Raw genomic sequence first — 20,816 nt, forward strand, 5'->3', positions numbered from 1 at the left:
TGCTTTTTCACATATGACCCTCTATTTTTTCTCGCTGGCCACTGGGTGTGAATTGCGTGATTCACACTTCGGTTCTTTCTGTTCTTTACTAGAAATGGCTTGTTCTAATAAAGAATCACGTGCCTGATAAAAATTCACATCAACTAATAATTCTTGATGCTTCACTTTAGCACCTCCTCATGTAGGTGATTCACTCATTGACATGATGGCTTTGATTTGATCCAGATGATGTTGTTCATGTAAAGCGATAGTTTCAGCTAATATTTGGACGGTCATCACTCCTTCTTCCGGATGCAGGCCTGATTGTTCCCAAATATCTTTTTCTAATAGCCGAAGCGTGTTGTTTCTTCTCTCTTTCATCCGTTTGATCAATGCTTTGATATCGTCAGCGTTATACCATTCATACGCTCTTTCTTTCACGTATATTTCAGGATCATACGATTGAAAGGGCGTGTGATCATCTGATATCGCTTGCTCTATCCGCTCTGACCAGACTTCTTCTGTGTCATACAAATGCCCGGCAAGCTGCTTGATTGACCACTTCCCCTCCCCCAAAGATTGATCCAATGTGTAATCATCACAAGCCTTCACTATCTTCTCTAGTTCACTCATACTTTCCTGAAGCGATGTGATGATGTCTGTTCTTGTTAATTTCCCAGTTTCCATTACGCAATCAACGTCTCCTTTACAGTGAATGCATTTCTACTTTTGATTTATCTTGATGCTTTCCTTTTAGTAGCAGTAAGCTGTTCATCAAACCTGCTACTATCACAAGCCCTGCCATCCCTATAGCGATGACATGTATAGGAATCAAATCTCCGATAAATGCCATGAGGATAAACCCACTAATATAAAATATGCGTGATAATGCAAGACCTGCTGAAAACACACGGGCTCTTAAATGACTGCTTGCATATGTCATAATATTAGTAGAATACAAAACTTCGATTGGGCTATATAATAGATTGGCTAATAAAACAACAATCAAAAATCCAATAAAAGTCGTTTGTTGATACGACAATGCATGTAATATCGCAAGCAATATAACCGCTAATGTAGACCACCTTTTATAAAATTGAAAGGAGAATTTCACTTTTTTGAAGTACGCTGCAAGTGTAAATCCACCGATAATTTGCCCTAGTCCACTAATTGTATGACCAAGCCCCAAGCCAAAATTCCCTTCTCTTGCCACTTCTAAAATATACAGACTAAATAAAACATAAACGATGCTTAAAGCAAATTCTCTTGACATCAATATCCATATGGCGCTTTGAATTTTGGGTGATCCCTTGATTTCTTTAATTCCTTCTTTAAAACTTTGAACATATGACACATACTCTTTTTTTTCCGATGCTTCTTTCGCTTTAATTGGAATTAACAGCATAGCTGATAATAAAAATGTCAGCGCATCTACTAAATAAATTGTGGAAATTGACCAAATTTCTGTCACCAACCCGCCTAATCCTGTCGCAATGAGCATCGATGCGCTAAAAGATGTGGCCAGTATACTATTCCCCTTAGAAAGCTGCTCCTTATCAAGGATTTCAGGTATCATAGATGAACGAGCAGGCAGATATATACCAGAGAAAGCACCATTTAACGCTAATAATAAATAAAGGATAAACGGTGTAACATTCATTGTGACAACTAAAACAAACCCCAGTCCAATGATAAAACGTGCCACATCTGCGAATATCACAACTTTTTTGTAAGAAAACTTATCTATAATTGGGCTCAAAAGCATAGATGTTAAAATGAGAGGGAGCATGGAACAAATAAATAGAATGCTTAGATGGGTCGCTTTCCCAGTAAGCTCATAAATTAAACCAATCGTCGCTATCGTTCTAAACCAATCTCCAAAAGCAGATAAGTTTTGCCCAATAAAGAAACAGACAAAATTTTGATCTTTGAATAGCGATGTCGTTTCTTTCTTTGAAATCATTAGAGGAGCACCTCAGTCGACTCGTACCAGCCTAACTCTTTTTGCATAAACTCCACGGCTTGATCATAATTTTCTCTCTCTTTTTCTGGGATAAGATCAACTAAGATCGCTGGATACCATGGCTTCGCTTCTTCTTTGATTACAAAATATTGCTCCGCTTCTTCAACTACTCCTTTCATTATGAGCAGTTGTAGTTTACGATAGATTTCCTCACGCTTTGGCATTCGATTGAGATGCGTTTTTTCTATTTTCATTGTTTTAGGGAAGAAGACGAGTCTTCTATCAAAAGCATGATATTCTCTAGATTTAACAATAGGTAATTCTTGATTCGTCAGGCTTTCGATATACTTTTGCGTATTTCCTTCATTTGACCATATCATGCCTTGCATGTAGGAGATCGCTCCTGTTCCCAAACCAATATATTGATCTTCATATCCCCCGTAAATCACTTCGCCATATTGAAAACGTTTATTCTGATGCTCTGGAGCCATAAACGTATACACATAATTTTGATGCCAGCCATTCTTTTTTAAATGACGATATAATGTATCACTAAACTCAAATTTTTCTTTAGGATTTGGCGGCATTGGCACCTTGCCTTTGTTAATTTTTGATAACCATCCCTTCGAACAAGCAATATATTCTAGTGGATACGTATCAATACTTGTGCTTCCTAATGACATCACTCCATTTATGTCCTCTATCATCTCTTCTTTCGTTTGTCCAGGCAGCTGATAAAGCAAATCAATGTTATAAGATTGGAAATGACGTTTCATTAAGTCCACAGTCTGAGAGATTTGATCAAAACTAGCCGTTAAGTTGAACATTTTCCGATAGTGTTCATTTAATGTTTGGACACCAAAGCTCCCTCTGTTGGCTCCACCTTCAGCCATAGCAGCCACTCTTTCTGGTGTAGCTGTTTTTGCTTCACATTCAAATGTCCATTCATAATCAGCAGATAATGAGAAATTTTCTTTTATAGCGGTCGAAAGTCGATAGATTAGTTCTGGGGGCATTATGGAAGGAGTACCTCCACCAACGAACACCACATCAAACGTCATTTTTTGGATATTAGGGGATTGGGATAAGATACGCATCTCATTGATTAAAGCATCTATATACTTTCCGATAATGGGCTCATATTTCGTAGATTTAATAAAAGGACAAAACGAACAGATCGTATCGCAGAAAGGGATATGTAAATATAAAGCGTTTTTCCCTTTTTGAAATGTTCGTTCTTTCTGAATGAATTCTGTCACACGAGATTGTGCTCCTTCTTGGCTCGCTTGGCCAAAAAAAGGATAAAGAAAATTCCATAAAGACGGATGCTCATCATAATAACTTTTCATATTTGACAATTCTCTCACCCAACTCTCGTCTATTTTTATCCCACATACAAATTCACAGAGAAGCTAAGAAAATCACTTCTCTGCGAAACACTCTTTTCAGTAAGTATTGATTCCATTCATTAGATTGCAATCCACTCGTTACGCTTCATTTTCATCACCTCCTTTTAATTAGATAAATTGTAACTTAATTACATAATTGATTATAATAGACTTTTCTGAATATTTCAATCATTTTCACTATTTTTTGTAAGGACTATTGTTTTATATACAATTTACGTATGAAACTTTTGGTATAACCATGAAAATATAGACTGATCATTCACAACCAAAAGCCCTATCATTAAGATAGGGCTCTTCATTACATCTACTTACTTTTCTCTAATAAAGCATGAATCGTTGATTCTAATAATTCTGGCAAAATGCCAAAAGAGAACGGGACGTGCAGCCGCTCTGTCCATTTGTGCGGGTCCTTTCCTAGTGGACCTACGTTGATGACTGGAACGTAAAGGGCTTCCTTTTCTCCTTGCGGTAAAGAATAGCCTTTTTGGTAAAGCGGCATATTGGTTGTATAATGACCTACTTCCTGCTTTTCGAGCTGTAAGTAACTTAAATCAGACAATCCCGGGAAATATTTCACTTCCTCTACTTCAAGTCCATATACCTCTTTTGCCTCTTTTTGAATCTTCTTGAATGTCTTCTGAATATGCGTATCTTCTGTTGAGGACACCGAAGGGTAAAATGGCGGACTATAAAATAGAACAATCAGCGGCCCTTCTTCCTTACATAGTGTCGTCAGCTCCGAGACAATTTTCGTTGAAAAATCACGATCTCCAAGTTCACCTCGGTTGGCGAATGCATAGTTGACAATGCGCTCGACTTCCTGTTCACCAGATCGATCTGCGGCTTTTTGATACAGCTCGTGATATGTGAGAACCGTCACCTGAGTGTCTATTGGTGTAAAGTGTTTAAAGCGCTGAAAGTCAGCTGTTTTCTGCCGAAGATTTGCCTCGATTTGGTCTGCTGCTTGTTTCGCAGTTTCATAGAGAAGTCCGTGCAGTTCTTCACTTGAACGTTTCATCATGAGCACATTAAATAAAGATACGGCTGTGTGAGGTGTTTGAACGGAATAGGCTTCTTTCAAGTCCTTTTGCATTAAGTTCGTTGGAGGCGGCGTTACTTCACCATCTACTTCCTCACAATAGTCACTATTGAGCTCTAACAGCCGGTTTAGTTCAGATACCATAAAATTCGCATTTAAGCCTGAGAAAGGCTCTCCTACATGCGTTTCGATCCCTTTACAGAAAAATCCGGCTAATACCTTTCCTATACTGCCTGTATACATATAATGATGTTCATCCCCTGGATACTTTTCAAACATCGGCTCACTGTTTAAACACGCGGTATAGTCAAGGTCATGTTTTTCTTTAAGCTCTTTTAATTTCGGCACAGCCTCAAGCATTCCTTGTGAATTTACTTCCTCATCAGGAACTGTGACGAGCAGGACATTTCCATCAAATGTTTCTGTCATCGCTCTTTCCAGCATAGAAAGCTGTACGGTGAGACCTGCTTTCATATCCATGGCCCCTCTTCCAAACAGCCAATCGCCTGAAGCAAGGTCCTCTCTTGCCCTCTTTGGAAGAAGCTCACTTTTTTGCGAAAAGGAAGTCATTAACTCTTCAGGCTTGCATGCCATGTTTTGAAATTCGCCGTAATCTTCTGTATCGACTACATCAAAGTGACTAAGAAGCAGCACGGTACGCTGCAGCGTACTTCGCTTCACAAGTGCCGTTAAATAATACCGGCCATCTTTCATCGGATGCAAAGCCAAATGATCAGGGTTCTGCTCAAAATAAGGCCGCTCCCTCAGCAAATAATATAAATATTCCGCTAACGCGACTTCTCCTGTTGTACCTGATATGCTTTCATACTGCATAAGAGCTGTCAGGAGCTCCTTTCGTTCACTCTCTTTTTGCCATTTCATCCGTTCTCCCCCTTTGATGTCTCTATCTCTCCATTATACAAAAACGTGTATAAAAGCTATATTCTTTGAGCACCTTTTATGACGAAAGTTTGAATGGCTGTTATAATCGGCTATACAATTCCATGAGGAGGCGAAGGTATTTGGAAACAAAACTCTTTTCACCTTGGACATTAAAAGGTGTTACACTGAAAAACCGCATCGTGATGTCCCCGATGTGTATGTATTCATCCTATGACCGTGATGGGAAATTACAGCCTTTCCACTTCACACATTATATTTCCCGTGCACAAGGTCAGGCTGGCCTCATCATGGTGGAAGCCAGCGCTGTATCTCCCGAGGGAAGAATTAGTGATCAAGACCTCGGTATTTGGAGCGATGAGCACATTGAAGGTTTCGCTTCATTAAACGAACAAATCAAAGCATACGGAACGAAGACAGCCATCCAGCTAGCCCATGCAGGACGTAAGGCTGAACTTGATGGAGACATTCTTGCACCATCAAGCATCCCATTTGATGAAACATCTAAAACCCCTGTCGAGATGTCTGTTGACCAAATCAAAGATACCGTTCAGGCGTTTCAGGATGCAGCTGTACGGGCAAAAAAAGCGGGTTTTGACATCATTGAAATTCATGGTGCACATGGCTATTTGATCAATGAATTTCTTTCACCGCTGGCGAACCACCGAACAGACGACTATGGCGGTTCACCAGAGAACCGTTATCGTTTCTTAAGAGAAGTCGTAGATGCAGTCAATACCGTATGGGACGGACCTTTATTTGTCCGTGTGTCGGCTTCTGATTACACGACAAAAGGACTTGATATTGCAGATTATATTGGGATTGCCACTTGGCTCAAAGAGCAAGGTGTCGACTTAATCGATGTCAGCTCAGGTGCTGTCGTACAGGCGAAAATCAATACATTCCCCGGCTACCAAGTCACATTCGCAGAGAAAATAAAAGAAGGTGCCGGCATTCAAACAGCTGCTGTCGGTCTCATCACATCTGGTGTACAGGCAGAGGAGATTTTACAAAATCAGCGTGCGGATTTGATCTTTATTGGCAGAGAGTTTTTACGGGATCCATACTTCCCAAAAACAGCTGCTCAAGAACTCCGTACATCCATCGAAAGCCCGCGTCAATATGATCGCGCTTGGTAAAAGCTCTTAGGAAAAAAGGTGTCTATTTTTCGAAATAGGCATCTTTTTTGTTTTTAAGAGAAACATATCTGCCTTTTGTGCCGTCTTTTAGCTAAAGAACTGCTTAGAGGAGATGGAAGAATGAATTCGGTAATGATTGAAAAAATGTATCATATAGATGGACACCACTTTTATACAAAACATCGTCAAGGCAAAAGGCAAGCCACGATTATCTTTGAAGCAGGCTACGGCATTTCTAGTGATACGTGGTCGAATATGGCACGTGATATTGACCCAGAGCTTGGGGTTTTCTTATACGACCGTTTAGGAAATGGAAAGAGCAGTGAGAGCGGTGAAGGAAGAACCTTGCATGACCTCGCTGATGATTTAGATGCGCTGCTGAAAGAAGCCAATATTCAGCCGCCATTTCTTATTGTCGCTCACTCATTTGGCTCTCTTGTCAGCCGGTTATGGGCAAGCCGCAGAGGAGATGATGTCATTGGCATGGTGCTGTTAGACCCAGCAAGCGAGGAGCAAGAGCAGATGATCCTGCCGCTTTTATCAAAGGAAGAACGCACTTCATATATGGCGCAGTTTACAGCAGAATGTACGCATGAGGACTTTCAGCAAATGTTAAGCACAATGAAAGAGGAGCAAACTCATTATGGAATGATGCCGCTTCTTGTCATTTCATCAGGTAAGAGCCGATTGTTTCACCCAGCTCATGAAGCTTGGCTCAGACTTCATAAACGCATGCTGTCTTTGTCATCCCAAAGCGGATGGATTCAGGCGCAAAACAGCTCGCACTATATTCATCATGATGAACCGCATATTGTACAGCTTGCTATCTATGATGTATGGTGCGCAGCCAAACAACCTGTCTCCTATTATCAAACTGCTAATTAAAATAAAAAACTCCTTGACCCGTTATGAGTCAAGGAGTTTCTTCTATTTATGCCGTTGGAGCAGATTGACTTTTTTCAGAAAGCAGCTTTTCAATGCTGACAAGCTGAACACATAATGTAAAGATGTCAATCGCTTGCTCTAGTTCTTCAAGAGCCGGGAATGTTGGTGCAATGCGAATGTTGCGATCAAGCGGATCTTTTCCATATGGATATGTTGCACCTGCACCTGTCATTGTGACACCTGCTTCTTTTGCTTTTTGCACAACAGCTTTTGCACAATGATCAAGTGTATTTAAACTAATGAAATATCCGCCATTTGGCTTGTGCCATTCAGCGATGTCTTTCCCGCCAAGTTTTTCGTCAAGAATGGAAAGAACGAGGTCAAATTTTGGCTTAATGATCGCCGCATGCTTTTTCATATGTTCCTTCAAACCTTCTGGATTTTGGAAGAAACGAAGATGTCTTAGTTGATTGATTTTGTCTGGTCCGATCGTTTGAATCGATAATTGCTTTTGAGTGAAGCTCACATTGTCAGGGCTAGACGCCATCAGTGCAACACCTGAGCCTGGGAATGTAATTTTAGACGTAGACGCAAACATAAACACACGGTTCGGGTATCCTGCCTCTTCAATTGCTTGAAAAATATCTTTTAACGTATCAGGTGTATCCGTTAGATGGTGGACCGCATATGCATCATCCCAAAAAATGCGGAAGTCGTCTGCTTTTGTTTTCATTGAAGCTAGGCGGTCAACGACTTCATCTGAATACGTAATGCCGTCTGGATTGCTATATTTCGGTACACACCAAATGCCTTTAATCGCTTCATCTTCTGCGACCAATTTTTCTACCTGATCCATATCAGGTCCATCAGCCTTCATATCGACCGTGATCATCTCTATGTTAAATAGCTCACAAATGGCAAAATGACGGTCATACCCTGGGCTTGGTGCAAGGAATTTTACCTTTGGCAGCTCTCCCCAAGGAGTTTTGCTGTCACATACGCCGTGAGTCATCGCACGTGCAATGGTATCATGCATCATATTCAGGCTAGAATTACCGCCGATGATGATTTGTTCTGGCTTTAAATTGAGTACTTCTGCAAAAAATGTCTTCGTTTCAGGAAGGCCTGTCAAGCCGCCATAGTTTCGCACATCTGTGCCATCTTCAGCTGTCATTGCATCCTTTGATGTCACAACATCGAGCATGCCCATAGACAAATCGAGCTGTTTTGGTGAAGGCTTCCCTCTAGACATGTCTAAGTGCAAGTTTTTACTTTTGTAAGTTTCATACTCATTTTGTAGTGCCACATATAGGTCATTCAATTCTGCTTCACTTAATGCTGTAAAACCGCTCATCTTTGATTGTGCCTCCCGTATTCTTCATAGTTTAATTCGTCATTTGTTTTTTCTTCACCATTTTACCACTACCTGAAAAAGAGCGTCATCATAAATATCAAAAAAATCACACAACTTTTTTTGACGATTCATCCAATTTTTACAGGGTGCGTTCAATGGGGAAAGAAGAGAAATCATGTGCAGCTTCTGTCAGCGGGAATATATCGCGCGCTTCTTTCAACAGTTGTTTCAGTGCCTCTTCTCCTTGGTAACGTGCACTTATATGGGTCAAAATGAGCCTTTTTGCGCCTGCTTCCTGTGCTGTTTTCGCTGCTTGTTCTGTTGTACTGTGATAATAATTGTAGGCTAAATCTGCATCTTCTTTACCGAATGTTGCTTCATGGACTAACACATCCGCATTTTTGGCAAGCCTTGTTATATTCTCGCACAAACGGGTATCTCCTGAAAATGCAACGATTCTCCCTTTTTTAGGGGGTTCCAAATAATCGGTTCCATCAATGGCTCTTCCATCTTCGAGTGTCACGGTTTCCCCATTTTTCAACTTCTGATACAAAGGTCCAGGTTTTACACCGATTTCTTTTAGATCTTCGGCTTTTAATGAACCAGGCATATCTTTTTCCACAACCCGATAGCCGTAAGCTGGAATCCCGTGAGAGACTCTTCTTGCTTCTACTTGAAAGGTATCATCTTCAAAGACGATCCCTTCATCTATTTCTATGATATGCAGCGGATATGTCAAATGCGTTTGTGTAGCTGAAAGTGCTGCATTCACAAAGGCCTTGATGCCCTTTGGTCCATAGATCGTCAATTCATCCTCCCCGCCTTGAAAGGATCTGCTGCCAAGGAGTCCCGGAAGACCATATACATGATCACCGTGCATATGTGTGATAAATATTTTCTCGATCTTTCTCGGTTTAATCGTTGTATGTAAGATTTGATGCTGCGTTGCTTCTCCGCAATCAAAAAGCCACACTGCATTTCTTTCTTCTAAAAGCTTTAGCGCTGTGCAAGTGACGTTTCTTGTTTTTGCAGGTATGCCTGCACCTGTTCCTAAAAAGAGCAGTTCCATTACTTTTCCTCCTAAAGCCGGTATACAATATCTTCATTCATATAGAATACATGAAGACAAGGTAAATGTGAATTCAACGGAATTATTGAAAAAAGTGAAACGAGAGCAGAAAAAGTCGAATCAAATGTTTGCTTTACGAACAATGAAGCTTTAAAATAAAGAAAATGTACATACATTCTCGGTTTTTACAACAATGCTACGAATAAAGTGAGGTACTTCTCGTGAATACAGAAACTAACAACCCTAAAGCAGTCATTGTCATTTTTGGCGCAACAGGAGACCTTGCCAAACGCAAGCTCTACCCTTCTATACATAGACTTTACCATAGCGGAAAGCTAGGTGATCAATTCGCTGTTGTCGGAGTTGGACGCCGCCCGTGGTCTCATGAGGACCTCAGAGCTGTGGTAAAGGAATCTGTTTCTTCTGATGATGCAGAAGCGAAAACAGAGGAATTCATTTCACATTTCTATTATCACGATTTTGACGTATCAAGCCCTGCTTCCTATCAATCGCTAAACACGCTTTTAACAGGCCTTGAAGATACGTACAGTATTCCAAATAACCGCATGTTCTATTTAGCTATGGCACCGGAATTTTTCGGAACGATTGCGAAGTTCCTAAAGAGTGAGGGCGTATCAGAAACAACCGGCTGGTCACGACTTGTCATTGAAAAGCCATTTGGGCACGATCTGCCAAGTGCCAAAACATTAAATGAAGAAATTCGTGATGCATTCACAGAAGATCAAATTTATCGTATTGACCACTACCTTGGTAAACAAATGGTTCAAAACATTGAAGTCATCCGCTTTGCAAATGCCATCTTTGAACCACTTTGGACAAACCGCTATATTTCAAACATTCAAATTACATCCAGTGAATCCTTAGGGGTTGAAGACCGGGCTCGATATTACGAAAATTCTGGTGCACTAAGAGATATGGTCCAAAACCATATGCTTCAAATGGTTGCCCTTTTAGCAATGGAGCCGCCAATTAAACTGAATACAGAGGAAATCCGCAGCGAAAAACGGAAAGCACTGCGCGCTCTTCGTCCTTTCTCTAAAGATGAGGTCGATCAATTCTTTGTCCGCGGTCAGTATGATACTGGTACGATGAATGGCAATGTCGTTCCTTCTTATCTGGAAGAGCAAAATGTTGACCCGAACTCAAACACAGAAACATTTGTGGCAGGGAAACTGCTGATTGATAACTTTAGATGGGCCGGGGTGCCATTTTACATTCGAACAGGAAAACGGTTAGAAAAGAAATCTACTCAAATCGTGGTTCAATTTAAAGACATTCCAATGAACCTGTACTATGGAAACGGAAATGCCATGCATCCAAACTTACTCGTCATTCATATTCAGCCAGATGAAGGCATCACCCTTCACTTAAATGCTCGCAAGCTGGATGGCGGCACATATGCGAAACCGATTAAGCTTGACTACCAAACAAACTATAACGACATCATGAATACACCAGAAGCATATGAAAAGCTGATTCATGACTGCTTGCTAGGCGATGCGACAAACTTTGCTCACTGGGACGAGGTGGCACTTTCTTGGAACTTTGTTGATCCGATTTCTGAGAAATGGGCAGAAAGCAAAACATTAAAACCAAACTATCCTGCTGGTTCTATGGGACCGAAAGAAGCTGATGAGCTTCTAGAAAAAGATGGATACCATTGGTGGAATATATAAAATCATATGAAAAAAGAGCAGTCTCCCTTGGGGGTTCTGCTCTTTTTTTAACGTCCTGTTTTTGTTATTTCAACCGTTGAAAAGTCAAATTTATCATAGCGATGATGGCTAAATGAATATTCAAACGGCTGCCCTGCGTTTAAATAAGCAACCTGCTCGACTTCAAGCACAGGATCTGTGGGGTCACACCCTAAATACTGCTGATCCAGCTGATCTGATTTAGCCGCTCTAATTTTCTTGTGCGCTCCTGCTATTTTTAAATGAAGCTGATTTGAAATGTAGCCATAGATAGAACCCAGTAGAACTTTTTCATCTATGCCCTTAATGAGATTAACAGGCATAAACGTTTTTTCTAATACATAAGGCTCTTCATCCACAAGACGGAGCCGGATGATATCATAAATAGGTGTGGTTGAGTCAATAGATAAGTGGGCTGCCACCTCTTCGCTTGGAAAATGGACATCAAAATGAATGATTTGAGTCGTGACGTTTTTATCTGCCATGACCTTTGTGAACCCTTTATTTTCATGGCCTGATACATTGATTGCCCCTTGATTGAGCGCTGCCTTTACAATAAATGTACCGTGGCCTCTTTTTCTAAAGAGCAGGCCTTCTGCAACGAGAAGATCGAGCGCACGTTTCATTGTCATTCTGCTGCATTGAAATTCGGCGGCAAGCGAGTTTTCATCTGGAATGGGTTGATCTTCTGGATAATATGCTGTTCCTATTCGTTTTCTGATTTCTTCTGAAATGAGTTCATACTTCTTCATCTCACACCACCAACTGACTTGTTTTTTCATAGCGCTTTATTCTAGAAGGAAATATGGCGTTTTTTAGCCTTCCTCTCATTTTACACTAAGGGATGTGAGCTTAAAAGGTGCCAGCCATTTTTGTTTCATCCACTTCCCGTCACATAAGAAAAATACCTGCTCTTTTCAAGGAAAGAGCAAGTATTTTGATTAAAAACCGTTATTCTTTGAAACGGATTGAAACCAGTATCCGCTTTTCTTAATCGTTCGTTTCCCGTCTTTTTGAAGATCGACTGAGACAAATCCATAACGATTTTTATATGCATTCGACCAGGACCAGTTGTCCATAAAGGTCCATAGATGATAGCCTTTCACATTGCTTCCTTCTTGAATAGCTCGATGAACCCATTTGAGATGCTCAGAAATAAAGTCAATGCGGTAATCGTCATGAATCATTCCTTCTTCATCCTTAAACCGCTCTTCTCCTTCGACACCCATGCCATTTTCAGAAATAAAACATTCAATATTATCATAGTCTGTTTGGACTTTTTTCAATATGTCATAAATGCCCTTTTCATAGATTTCCCAGCCTCGATACACATTCATTTTTCTTCCCGGCATCTCAAAAGAATCAAAATAATGGTTCGGCATAAATGGTGCTTGAGGGTGCGGCATATGCTCTTTCGCTTTCACTCTTCTTGGCTGATAATAGTTGATGCCAAGAAGATCAATCGTATTCTCTCGAATGAGCTCAAGGTCCCCTTCTTCCATACTTGGCATAAAGCCTTCTTTCTTTAAGACTTCTACTAGCTTTTCCGGGAAATGCCCCTTCACCGCAGGATCTAAGAAAGAACGGTTAAAGAAAGCATCTGCCATCTCTGCTGCTTCTACATCGCGCGGATGCTGGCTTCGCGGGTACGAAGGAGTCAGGTTTAGGATGATGCCAATCTTACCGCCTTGCTGCAGCTTTTTATAAGCCGCAATCGCCTTCGCATTTGATAAAAGTTCATGAAAACCGACCTGTACAGCCTTTTGGAAATCGACTTCGTTTGGATAATGAAAGCTATACATATATCCGCCTTCTACAGGCACAATCGGTTCGTTATGGGTAAACCATTTTTTCACCCGGTCACCAAATAATTGGAAGCATAATGCCGCATAGCTGACATAGTCGTCGACCACCTGTCTGTTCACCCAGCCGCCCTTCTCCTGAAGCGCCATTGGCATATCGAAATGGTATAGGTTCACAAATGGCTCGATATCATGTGCAATCAGTTCATTGATCACATCATTGTAAAAAGACACCGCTTCTTCATTGACGGCACCTGTTCCTTCAGGTAAGAGGCGTGACCATGAAATCGACAGCCGAAATGAATTGTGGCCAATTTCTTTCATGAGACGGATATCCTCTTTATATTTTCGATAAAATTGAGATGTCACGTCCGGCCCTACGCCATCAAAAAAACGAGTCGGCTCTTGTTCAAACCAATGATCCCAAATGTTCGGTCCCTTTCCATCGCCGGGGACGCTCCCTTCTGTTTGCGTCGCAGAAGCAGAAGATCCCCACCAGAAACCTTCTGGGAATGTATATGATTGCTTGTTAGTTTCCATCGACATGTATTGAGTCTCCTTCGCCTTTGATATTTGCTGCCTTCGTTTTTTCTGTTGTCGTTATTTTTTCATTTTTCACATTCATACGGTCAATAAATTTCAGGAACGGGAACCAAATGACAAACACAATCATCAGGTTAAACAGCTGAAGCAGACCGCCCGCTAGTGAATTTGTTGCCATCATTCCGCTAATAAAGATCGGTACTGTCCATGGGATATTCACGCCTGTCGGCGGCGGTACAATGCCTGATGCCATCGCAAAATAAGTAATACATGTAATGACCATTGGCGCCAAAATCCACGGAATGAGAATAAGCGGATTCATAACAATCGGTAAACCGAAGATAATCGGTTCATTGACGTTAAATAATCCTGGTCCTAAGCCCAACTTGGCTACTTGTTTTAATTGCTTACTTTTCAGGAAAATTAAAATCGTAAACACAACAGCAAGCGTCATACCGGTTCCACCCATTCCAACCGTATAAATTTCAATAAACTGCTTGCTGATGATATTAGGAACCTCACCTGTTTTTGTATAGCTTTCTAGGTTTTGTATGGACAATGTATTCCAAATCGGATCCATGACAGAGTTGATAATAATTTGGCCATGGAGCCCAAAGAACCAAAGAATTTGTATAAAGAAAACAGCGATCAACGTCGGAATGATACCGCTTCCAAGACCGACAAGCGGCGCCTGAATGGCATGATAAATCAAATCATGCATATTTGTTTTGAAGCCTTGTGTAATGATGATATTAATAAACAAAAAGGTTGTAAGTGTCAAAGTAGCCGGGATCAGTGCAGCAAAAGACTTGGAAACAGCTGGCGGAACCCCTTGCGGCATATTGATCACAAATTTCTTCTGGACAAAATAACGATAAATTTCAGCAGACAAAAAGCCTGTGATCATTCCTAGGAACATTCCCTTTGCACCTAAACGATCAACTGGGATAACGCCTGCAATCGTTGCACCGCCTTCTTGTTCTAGTAAAAACGGAGTTAGAAGCAAGAAAGAGGCTAAAGCAATCACGCCGCCAAAGACAGCTTCTACATCATAGCTTTTTGATAAATAGTAGCCGATCCCAAATACAACAAACACACTCATAATGCTGATGGTCGCACTCGGTGCGATATTCAGTGCAGACTGGACGCCTTCCAGTACGGTTTTACTCATGATTTTATCTAAAAATGGCAAATTCATCAGCACAACCATAATGGAACCAAAGATGGTGAGCGGGAACGCAAGCATAAAGGCATCACGTAAAACGCCTAAATAGCGGTTGTTGTTCAATCTCCCAGCAATCGGAACCAAAATGGCACTTATTTTATCAAACATTGGTTTCCCCCCTTGTTTACACCCTTTATTGTTTAAGCGATTGGAATATCGGCAGGAGCTCTCCCACAAGCTCCTTGATGGTAATGGTCGACATTAAGTGATCTTCAGCGTGCATGAGCAGTAAGGAAAAGGATGCCCTTTCTCCGCCTGCCTCTTTCTGCACGAGTTGAAAATGGATGTCATGTGCAAGCCGTAAATCTTCTTCCGCTTCTTTCATAAGACCAAAAGCTTCTTCTTCTAGACCTTCTCGATATTGTTTCAGAGCCTGAAGCAATTTGCTGCGTGCATTCCCGCTGTGTAAGATCAATTGAAAGCTCACTTGTTCCTCCGTGAGCCCTTCGAGTGTTTTCTTTTCCATCCTTAAGATTCTCCCATCAATGTAAGTGCCTGTTCATACGCTTTTTGTCCATCGGCAAGCCCGTATGCCTGCATATCAATGACCTCTACCTCAATCCCGTATTTTGTTGCTTCTTTTTGAAGGTCTCCTTTTAAAAAGCTCATTTGCGGTCCGATTAACACAACATCTGCATTCGCCATTTCTTTTTTTGCTTGATCTTGACCAACTGCCCAAATTTCTGCTTCGTCCCCGATTGAATCGGCATGTGCTTTCATCTTTGTCACTAGTAAACTCGTAGACATTCCCGAACTGCATGCTAATAAAATACGTTTCATTTCTCTCACCCCATTGTTGTAATAAAAGCGCTTCCAATTAATATTATATATTTTTATTTTTAAATGTCTAGACATTTAATTTCATTTGTCTGTATTTAATATAAAAAAGAGCGTATTTTACGCTCGTTCAGATTGTTGACAAAGGGCTAAAATGCTTGATTTTAGCCCTTTGTCTTCTTTTCAGCCTGATAGAAAACCTTTGCAGCCCTAGGAAGGACGAGCACAGGAGCGGAGCGAATTTGACATTCGTGAGCACCGGAGCGCAGACCTGACACCGAATGCGAGGGTTTGTCTACACGCTGATTTGTCTTCATTGTCTTATCCTTTTCCTGCCTGGAACCCAGGATACTTTGTCATGCCGCCGTCTACATATAACGTCAGGCCTGTGACATAGCTCGCCTCTTTTGATGCCAGCCAGACAGCACATGCTGCCACTTCTTCTGGCTTTCCAATATAACCGATTGGAATCAGCTCAATCACGCCTTTTTTCAATGCTGGATCATCGAATTTCTCCGCATTAATCGGGGTATCAATGGCGCCAGGTGCAATGCTGTTTACACGGATTTTTTTAGGGGCATATTCAAGCGCCAATGTTTCTGTCAAAAGCTTTGCGCCTCCTTTACTGGCTGCATAATGGACGAAATGAGGCCAAGGAATTTGCTGATGAACCGACGACATATTAATGATCGAACCTTCTATCCCATGATCTGTCATATACTTCAGTGCATCACGGCACCCTAGAAACATGCCTGTTAAATTGGTAGACATCACTTTGTTCCAATTATCCAGCGTCATTTCGGTAGAAGGTACTTCATTTTCAATGCCTGCGTTATTGATCATCACATCAAGACTGCCAAATGTATCAACAGCTTTATCAATCATCGCCTGCATATCCTCTTCCTTTGATACGTCTCCCTTGATTTTCACAGCCTGTCCGCCATGTTTTTGAATATCTGCAATGGTTTCATCCGGATTTTCTTTATCGGAGAAGTAATTGATCACCACATTGGCTTTTTCTTGTCCAAATCGGCGGGCCATCGCTTGACCAATCCCTGTACCTGCACCTGTAATCAGAACTGTTTTTCCTTCTAAATCTGGATACATTCGTGTAACCTCCTATTTTGTAAAGCCTAGCAGCACACCGCCTGCAATAATCATCAAGCAGCCTGCAATGACAAAGCTTGTTCTAGATGCTTTCTCTTTTAATAAGTAAATGCCGCCTAGTGTTGAGATAACAATCCCTGTTTGTGACATCGAAAAGCTTACGGCTACGCCGATTAATGGAATGGCCAAAAGCAGACCAAGATTTCCTGTTGACCAAACAAGACCGGCAATGATATTTCTAAACGTATATTTACTAAATGGATCCTGCTTTAAACTAATCGCTAAGGATGAAAGCAGCATGCCGACGGATTGCGGGACAAGTGCAGACCAGCCATCAATATCAAACCATCTTAAAATGACGACATATCCGACGTAGCCAACGGTTGAGATGAGCAGAATAATAATCCCTTTTTTAAAATTGCCTCTGCCATCCCCGCCGCCATTCTTTTTTTGACCGAGCGATGTCATCACAACACCTGCAATGATCAGTAAAATGGCGCAAGAACCAATGAGTATGACCGTCATCGTCTGCCATTCTTTGAAGACCATGACACCAAATAGCGTTGTGCTCACAAGCTGCATGCCCGTTGATAAAGGAACCGCTTTAGATACACCGAGAAAAGCAACACTTGAAAGCTGATTCATTTGTCCAATACTCCAGAAGATGCCTGAAATGACGGAAACCGCAAAAATAAGCGGTGTCAGCTCTGGCATTTTGATGAAAAACGCTGCAATCGAAAATAAAAATGCGCCGAGCGTAATGCCGAGGGTTTGCTGATACGCATTCCCGCCTAGTTTGACACTGATGAGAACAATACTTCCCCAAAATATCGCTGGGAGAAGTGCATATAAAATGCCCACTTCTATCCCTACTTTCTTGTCTTTTTTACATAGCATCCCTCTTTTTCACATTTTTAGCCGAAAAGATACAAACAAAAAAACCTTACCAAAGGTAAGGTTTTTCAGTCGTTCTCTATTTATTTCATCCATTCAGTATGGAATACGCCTTCTTTATCTGTGCGCTCATACGTATGTGCACCGAAATAGTCACGCTGTGCTTGAATTAAATTCGCTGGAAGGACAGCTGTGCGATAGCTATCAAAGTAAGCAAGTGCACTTGAGAATGAAGGAACAGGAACTCCTTGTTCCACTGCAAGTGAAATGACTTTACGAAGTGATGACTGATAGTTTTGAGCAATATCCTTAAAGTATGGATCAAGCAATAGGTTTTTCAGTTCAGGATTACGGTCATATGCTTCTTTAATTTGTTGTAAGAAGGCTGCACGAATGATACATCCGCCGCGGAAGATCATCGCAATTTCACCGTATTTTAAATCCCAGTTATATTCATCAGACGCTGCTTTCATTTGCGCAAAGCCTTGTGCGTAAGAGCAGATTTTACTCATGAATAGGGCTTTTCTAACCGCTTCGATCAGCTCTTGTTTATTCTCAGCTGATTGCGCTGGCTCAGGACCTTCGATCAATTGACTTGCTTCCACACGCTCATCTTTCATTGCAGAAATGTAGCGCGCAAAAACAGACTCAGTAATGATTGGAAGCGGGACACCTAGATCAAGTGAGCTTTTGCTTGTCCATTTTCCAGTTCCTTTTTGACCAGCTTTATCTAAGATAACATCCACAAGCGGCTGGTTTGTTTCTTCATCCACTTTTGTGAAAATGTCAGCTGTAATTTCGATTAAATAGCTGTCAAGCTCGCCTTTATTCCACTCTGAGAATACTTCATGAAGCTCCGCTGCTGACAAACCAGCAACATGCTTCAAGATAAAGTATGATTCAGAGATCAATTGCATATCCCCATACTCGATACCGTTATGAACCATTTTGACATAATGTCCTGCTCCATCTGGGCCGATATACGTTGTACAAGGCTCGCCATCTACTTTCGCAGAGATCGCTTCTAAGATTGGTTTCACTAGCTCATGCGCTTCTTTTTGACCGCCTGGCATGATGGAAGGGCCTTTTAGCGCGCCTTCTTCACCGCCGGAAACACCTGTACCAATGAAGTGAATACCACTCTCTGCAAGCTCTTGGTTACGTCTTTGTGTATCCTTGTAATATGTATTTCCACCATCAATTAAAATGTCACCTTTCTCTAGGTGAGGAAGTAATGATTGAATGGTTGCATCTGTTGCTGCACCAGCTTTTACCATTAAAAGAATTTTACGCGGTGTTTCAAGCGACTGAACAAATTCTTCGATGCTGTATGTGCCAACAACGTTTTTTCCTTCTGCTTCTTGAAGAAACTCTTCTGTTTTGCTGCTAGATCTGTTATAAACGGATACGGAGAAACCGCGGCTTTCAATATTGAGGGCAAGGTTTTTCCCCATAACGGCTAGTCCAACCACACCGATTTGTTGTTTTGACATAATTCTGACGTCCCTTCTAACACACTATATTGATTACTGCTGAAATGATGTACCCTTTGAAATTACCACAACATCACCTCTTTTATCAAGTTTTCAGGCTAGTCATTTCCTCTTTCGTCCTGAAAAAAATCTTTATTAAAACTTGTCCCGCTTGTTTTGCTCTCTTTTTCCTTAATGGTGATCCCTCTTTGCACCAATGACTTTCCATATTTTTCTTTCAGTCCATCTAAAATGGTTTGGAGGGGCTCTTCTTTTGCATCTTCTGTATATGAAAATAAATCAAGCTGTTTAACAGCTGCTTTTCGTTCGACAAGGTCTGTCCCCGTCACACCTAAGAGCCTCACTGGCTGGTCATTCCAATGTTTAAGGAATAACTGCTTTGCCGCTTCAAATATATCTTCCTTTCGATCCGTTGGATTCGAGAGCATGACACTTCGCGTGATATTTTTCCAGCTTGCATACCGAATCATGATGAGCAGCCGATTTGCCATCACTTCTTTTCTCCTTAACCTTGCACTCACAGATTGTGACAGCTTATCAATTAACGTGACAAGTTCATCTGAATCATCCGAATCATGAGGCAGAGTGGATGAATTGCCGACGGATTTAAATTCGTATATTCTTTCTGGGTCCACGATGCCGTCATGTTCACCATTCGCCTTTTGCTTTAATCTCGGACCATTAATGCCAAGCAATTCTTTTAGCGTATACTCATTCGCTTTCGCTAAGTCTTCAATAGTATGAATTCCGATTTTCTTTAATTTATCTGCCGTTTTTTGTCCAACCCCGTGCATGTCACCAGCAGGGAGCGGCCAGAGCATGTTCGGCACATCTCGTTTACGCAATATGGTGATGCCCATTGGCTTTTTCCAATTAGACGCCATTTTCGCTAAAAATTTATTCGGTGCAATGCCGATACTTGAAGGTAGCATCAGCTCCTCTACAAGCCTTGTTTGAATATCATGAGCCGTTTTTACCGCATGCTCGGCATATGGTGTATGCGTTAAATCAATATAGCCCTCATCAATCGATACAGGTTCGACTAAATCACTGTATTCTCTAAGTATTGTAAACATCTCTTGTGAGGAGCTGCGGTATCGGTCAAAGTTCGGTGTGCGGACAATGAGTCCCGGACATAGCCGCTTCGCCTCCCACAAGGGCATCGGGGGCTTCACTCCTAGTGCTCTTGCCTCGTAGCTGCACGTCACAACAATCCCTTTACGCTCTTTTGCATTTCCGCTGATGGCTAAAGGTTTCCCTCGCAAAGAAGGATCATACGCCATTTCTACATTGGCATAAAAAGCATTCATGTCTATATGGAAAATAATATTTGACATTGGCATAACCCCATTTTCTTGTCTACCTGTATTTTGATCAGCTGTTTCCTCATATATCAAACATGATGGATCCCTTTTATGCTCAATTATACATTGATTTATTTCATCTTTCCTCAAAAAAACCTTCTCTAAAAAAGAGAAGGTTCCAGATTGTTGACAAAGGGTTAAAATGATCTTGATTTTAGC

The 20,816-nt window shown here is 41.3% G+C and carries 19 protein-coding genes; 3 read left to right on the forward strand and 16 right to left on the reverse strand.

Annotated elements, in window-relative coordinates; all coding sequences use genetic code 11:
* Nucleotides 1-21: 21 nt before the first annotated feature.
* From MHB41_RS10835 to MHB41_RS10855, 5 genes are all read right to left on the reverse strand, one after another.
* Nucleotides 22-165 carry a hypothetical protein gene (locus MHB41_RS10835; protein ID WP_155267113.1) on the reverse strand — a complete coding sequence of 48 codons (144 nt, stop codon included), beginning with the start codon at nt 163-165 and terminating at the stop codon, nt 22-24.
* A gap of 12 nt (nt 166-177) precedes the next feature.
* On the reverse strand, nt 178-666 hold the full coding sequence (locus tag MHB41_RS10840) for a DinB family protein (protein WP_061109323.1): 489 nt from the start codon (nt 664-666) through the stop codon (nt 178-180).
* A gap of 19 nt (nt 667-685) precedes the next feature.
* Complete coding sequence (locus MHB41_RS10845) at nt 686-1,942, reverse strand: MFS transporter (RefSeq protein WP_061109324.1); 1,257 nt, start codon at nt 1,940-1,942, stop codon at nt 686-688.
* Complete coding sequence (locus tag MHB41_RS10850; protein ID WP_034280314.1) at nt 1,942-3,291, reverse strand: radical SAM protein; 1,350 nt, start codon at nt 3,289-3,291, stop codon at nt 1,942-1,944. Before MHB41_RS10850 ends, MHB41_RS10845 begins: the two co-directional genes overlap by 1 nt.
* 364 nt (nt 3,292-3,655) lie before the next feature.
* The gene (locus MHB41_RS10855) at nt 3,656-5,272 is read right to left on the reverse strand and encodes a M20/M25/M40 family metallo-hydrolase (protein WP_061109325.1); all 1,617 of its coding nucleotides are present in this window, start codon (nt 5,270-5,272) and stop codon (nt 3,656-3,658) included.
* 140 nt (nt 5,273-5,412) lie between these two features.
* Between MHB41_RS10855 and namA the strand changes: the two genes are divergently transcribed.
* A complete protein-coding gene (gene namA / locus MHB41_RS10860; RefSeq protein ID WP_081124558.1) occupies nt 5,413-6,429 on the forward strand; it encodes an NADPH dehydrogenase NamA in 1,017 nt (338 codons plus the stop codon).
* Nucleotides 6,430-6,549: 120 nt separating this feature from the next.
* Nucleotides 6,550-7,314, forward strand: a complete 765-nt coding sequence (locus MHB41_RS10865; RefSeq protein ID WP_061109326.1) for an alpha/beta hydrolase — start codon at nt 6,550-6,552, stop codon at nt 7,312-7,314.
* A 46-nt stretch (nt 7,315-7,360) separates the two neighbouring features.
* On the opposite strand, the gene MHB41_RS10870 is transcribed toward MHB41_RS10865, so the two are convergent.
* Nucleotides 7,361-8,668, reverse strand: coding sequence for an aminotransferase class I/II-fold pyridoxal phosphate-dependent enzyme (locus MHB41_RS10870; RefSeq protein WP_034280307.1), 1,308 nt, complete (start codon nt 8,666-8,668; stop codon nt 7,361-7,363).
* 139 nt (nt 8,669-8,807) lie between these two features.
* On the reverse strand, nt 8,808-9,737 hold the full coding sequence (gene rnz, locus MHB41_RS10875; RefSeq protein WP_061109327.1) for a ribonuclease Z: 930 nt from the start codon (nt 9,735-9,737) through the stop codon (nt 8,808-8,810).
* Between the two features lie 221 nt (nt 9,738-9,958).
* Here rnz and zwf point away from each other — a divergent pair, with 221 nt between their 5' ends.
* The gene (gene zwf / locus MHB41_RS10880) at nt 9,959-11,434 is read left to right on the forward strand and encodes a glucose-6-phosphate dehydrogenase (protein ID WP_034280304.1); all 1,476 of its coding nucleotides are present in this window, start codon (nt 9,959-9,961) and stop codon (nt 11,432-11,434) included.
* Nucleotides 11,435-11,481: 47 nt separating this feature from the next.
* Here the strand turns inward: zwf and MHB41_RS10885 are convergent, their stop codons facing one another.
* The 9 genes from MHB41_RS10885 to MHB41_RS10925 all read right to left on the reverse strand — a co-directional run bounded on the left by MHB41_RS10885 (nt 11,482) and on the right by MHB41_RS10925 (nt 20,636).
* Nucleotides 11,482-12,204 (reverse strand): GntR family transcriptional regulator, encoded by a 723-nt coding sequence (locus MHB41_RS10885; RefSeq protein ID WP_034280302.1) that lies wholly within the window; start codon nt 12,202-12,204, stop codon nt 11,482-11,484.
* Between the two features lie 189 nt (nt 12,205-12,393).
* On the reverse strand, nt 12,394-13,800 hold the full coding sequence (locus tag MHB41_RS10890) for a glycoside hydrolase family 1 protein (protein WP_034280300.1): 1,407 nt from the start codon (nt 13,798-13,800) through the stop codon (nt 12,394-12,396).
* Complete coding sequence (gene celB, locus MHB41_RS10895; RefSeq protein WP_034280299.1) at nt 13,784-15,130, reverse strand: PTS cellobiose transporter subunit IIC; 1,347 nt, start codon at nt 15,128-15,130, stop codon at nt 13,784-13,786. The genes MHB41_RS10890 and celB overlap by 17 nt, the downstream gene beginning before the upstream one ends.
* Nucleotides 15,131-15,155: 25 nt before the next feature.
* On the reverse strand, nt 15,156-15,488 hold the full coding sequence (locus MHB41_RS10900; RefSeq protein WP_041109730.1) for a PTS lactose/cellobiose transporter subunit IIA: 333 nt from the start codon (nt 15,486-15,488) through the stop codon (nt 15,156-15,158).
* Nucleotides 15,489-15,490: 2 nt separating this feature from the next.
* Nucleotides 15,491-15,802, reverse strand: a complete 312-nt coding sequence (locus MHB41_RS10905; RefSeq protein WP_024422905.1) for a PTS sugar transporter subunit IIB — start codon at nt 15,800-15,802, stop codon at nt 15,491-15,493.
* 318 nt (nt 15,803-16,120) lie between these two features.
* Nucleotides 16,121-16,906: an SDR family oxidoreductase gene (locus tag MHB41_RS10910; protein ID WP_034280292.1), complete on the reverse strand. Its 786-nt coding sequence runs from the start codon at nt 16,904-16,906 to the stop codon at nt 16,121-16,123.
* A 12-nt stretch (nt 16,907-16,918) separates the two neighbouring features.
* Nucleotides 16,919-17,767, reverse strand: a complete 849-nt coding sequence (locus tag MHB41_RS10915; protein ID WP_034280777.1) for a GRP family sugar transporter — start codon at nt 17,765-17,767, stop codon at nt 16,919-16,921.
* A 116-nt stretch (nt 17,768-17,883) separates the two neighbouring features.
* A complete protein-coding gene (gene gndA, locus MHB41_RS10920) occupies nt 17,884-19,293 on the reverse strand; it encodes an NADP-dependent phosphogluconate dehydrogenase (protein WP_034280291.1) in 1,410 nt (469 codons plus the stop codon).
* A 98-nt stretch (nt 19,294-19,391) separates the two neighbouring features.
* Nucleotides 19,392-20,636, reverse strand: coding sequence for a DNA polymerase IV (locus MHB41_RS10925; RefSeq protein WP_217008850.1), 1,245 nt, complete (start codon nt 20,634-20,636; stop codon nt 19,392-19,394).
* Nucleotides 20,637-20,816 lie beyond the last annotated feature (180 nt).

It is taken from the genome of Bacillus sp. FSL H7-0578 (assembly GCF_038630855.1).
Lineage (GTDB): Bacteria > Bacillota > Bacilli > Bacillales > Bacillaceae > Bacillus > Bacillus safensis.